Source organism: Wolbachia endosymbiont of Atemnus politus, assembly GCF_013309895.1.
In genome coordinates this window covers 1-2,329 of the sequence record NZ_JAAXCS010000162.1, presented here as the reverse complement: position 1 = coordinate 2,329, position 2,329 = coordinate 1, and the positions used below count along the sequence as shown (strand labels likewise).

1 protein-coding gene and 2 pseudogenes are annotated in these 2,329 nt (G+C 35.9%); all 3 read right to left on the bottom strand.

Annotated elements, in window-relative coordinates:
- Window positions 1-215: 215 nt before the first annotated feature.
- Window positions 216-742: pseudogene (locus HET73_RS07120) on the bottom strand (NAD(P)H-dependent flavin oxidoreductase); the annotation flags it as partial.
- Window positions 732-1,207: pseudogene (locus tag HET73_RS09580) on the bottom strand (cytochrome b). The pseudogenes HET73_RS09580 and HET73_RS07120, both read right to left, overlap by 11 nt.
- 302 nt (window positions 1,208-1,509) lie before the next feature.
- The gene (locus HET73_RS07110; RefSeq protein WP_174134272.1) at window positions 1,510-1,662 is read right to left on the bottom strand and encodes a hypothetical protein; all 153 of its coding nucleotides are present in this window, start codon (window positions 1,660-1,662) and stop codon (window positions 1,510-1,512) included.
- Window positions 1,663-2,329 lie beyond the last annotated feature (667 nt).

Below are 2,329 nucleotides of genomic sequence, written 5' to 3'. Positions count from 1 at the left end.
TCTATTGTGTGCAATTATTGAGAATTTATTTAGAGCTATTTGAAGTCTTTCGACTGCTTTTTCTTTGTTTTCATGAGTAGCACAAATGATAATGTCTTCAGCATATAGTACAATTTGGGTTTCCTTATATAGGATCCTCTCTATGTCATTGAGATATATTGAAAATAAAATGAGACTGAGAATGGAACCCCCTGAGGAATGCCATGATGGAGTTTCACATATTTGCAATTTTTTAGGTTTTTAAAGTTAGGTAATATTTCCTGTGAAAGAACGGAAGTGCTAATTGGTCCTATATGTCCACCTGCTTCCATCCCTTCTATGATTAATGCATCTACCCCCATTTTTGCTAACCTCTTTGCGCAAGGCTTAACGACGGTGCAAAGCACACCACTTTAGTACCTACAATCTTGATTTTTTCTATACCAGACTTTGTTGGTAGTCCACCGGCAAGTACTACATGGCTTACTTTCGTTTCTATACACACTTTTATCAACTCACTTAAGTTTGGGTGCATAGTAATTATATTTACACCAAACGGTTTCCTGGTTAATTTCTGTGTCTCCATGATTTCTTTTTTCAGTAAGTCTGGAGACATGGCACCGCATACAATCAGACCAAAACCAGCAGCGTTTAAGATTGCCGAAACTAAATTTCTTTCTGAAACCCAGCTCATGGCACCACCCATTGTTGCAAATTCACTACCAAGAAAATCCGTTCCTTTTTTCCATAGGCTACTTAACACACAATCTATATGATGCGTTTTGTTTGTCTATAAATGTGTGTTTTAAAGCAGCAAGTATATGTAAGGTTATAAAGAATATTATAATGTATGCAAGCATCCAATGTAGTCCATTGGCTGTATTAGATAGTTCTTTGTTTTTACTGATTAACAAAGGAATATAAAAAAGATATTTGATCTTGATGCCAGAAGCAGAAGACATGACGTAACCAGACAGCGGTATCAGTATCATTAAAGAATATAAACAAAGTGTACTGCGTTGCTCGCATTGACTTCAAAGCGAGAGAATTTGCTGGAAGTGATGGAACACTAGTAAAGACACGAAAAAATATACGTACTACAATTACTCCAAGAATAGTGATGCCACAAGCCATATGAATAGCGTATATGCTGAATTTAATTTCATTGCTAACCGGCAAGCTTTTCATGTAACTAAGAACAAAGCATACCAATGATAAAAACAGCCATTAACCAATGGATAACCCTTAAACCTAAATTATATTTTCCATTTTGAATGTAGAACTTATGTAGAACTTATATAGTTAAAAAGCTAATTTTCAATCAAAATTTGCTGCCTTAATCAACACCAATTGCGGATGGCTTTGTTGCATAGCTAGTGTATTTTAGGAAAGTTCTTTTAAATCTAACACATTTTTTTGTAAAATAGGCGCTTTCATGCCGCAAAAAATGAGAGCCAGTAACCATCAAGTACTGGGATTCTATAATGGTGTCATGCCTTCTCTTCCTGCTATCCCAGCACCCTCTTCTTGTCATTCGAGTAGTCTATAGGGTGTCATCCCAGTACTGGGATCCAGTTTATGAGCAAGCAAACTAGCATAAAAGCAGATATATTTCAGATGAGATTGAGAAAAGTTTGGCTGGAATGACAGCCCTTTTTTGTCATCTAATTCGGTGTCATTCAAGTAGCCCCTTCTCCTGTCATCTCAGTACTATGATCCAGGAAAAAAGAAAATAGATCCCGCTAGCGGGATGACGGTAGCTACAAACATTAAGAAATTTACCAAATCGAAAAAAAGGCAAAAGAGTCCCCGTGGGTGGCTAGTTATTTACATTTAACTTTCAAACATGGCGTTCTCTTATTCTAAACGTCTAATAACTGCGACTCAGTTGCTTCTAAGGTCTCAATTATAAACGTTAAGAAATTTACTAAACAGAAAAAAAGACAAAAGAAACCTAGGGCAGATAGTTATTCACTATAATTTTATCAGTTGGCGTTTTTTAATCTTTTTAAGCGCCCAAATAGGCGCAATACATAGCACTAGTTAGTAATGTAGACAACAATGTAAAAGACATGAGGTGCACATAGTGCAAAAATGTAAGCGTGAGACGCCAGATACATAAGTTTTTTTGTCATTTAATCTGTACAGGGAAGATAAATAATTAGTTTCATTTTTATTGTAAGGGGATTGGCGTGGGTTGTCAAGGAATTTCTATTTGGGTAACAAAAGAAGAGATTTATACCTCTTGCACTCAAACTCACACATATCATGGATTATGCACGTCTCAAACGAAGGTTTTTGTGCTTTGCAAACATATCTACCATGCAAAACTAGCCAATGAATATTTAGC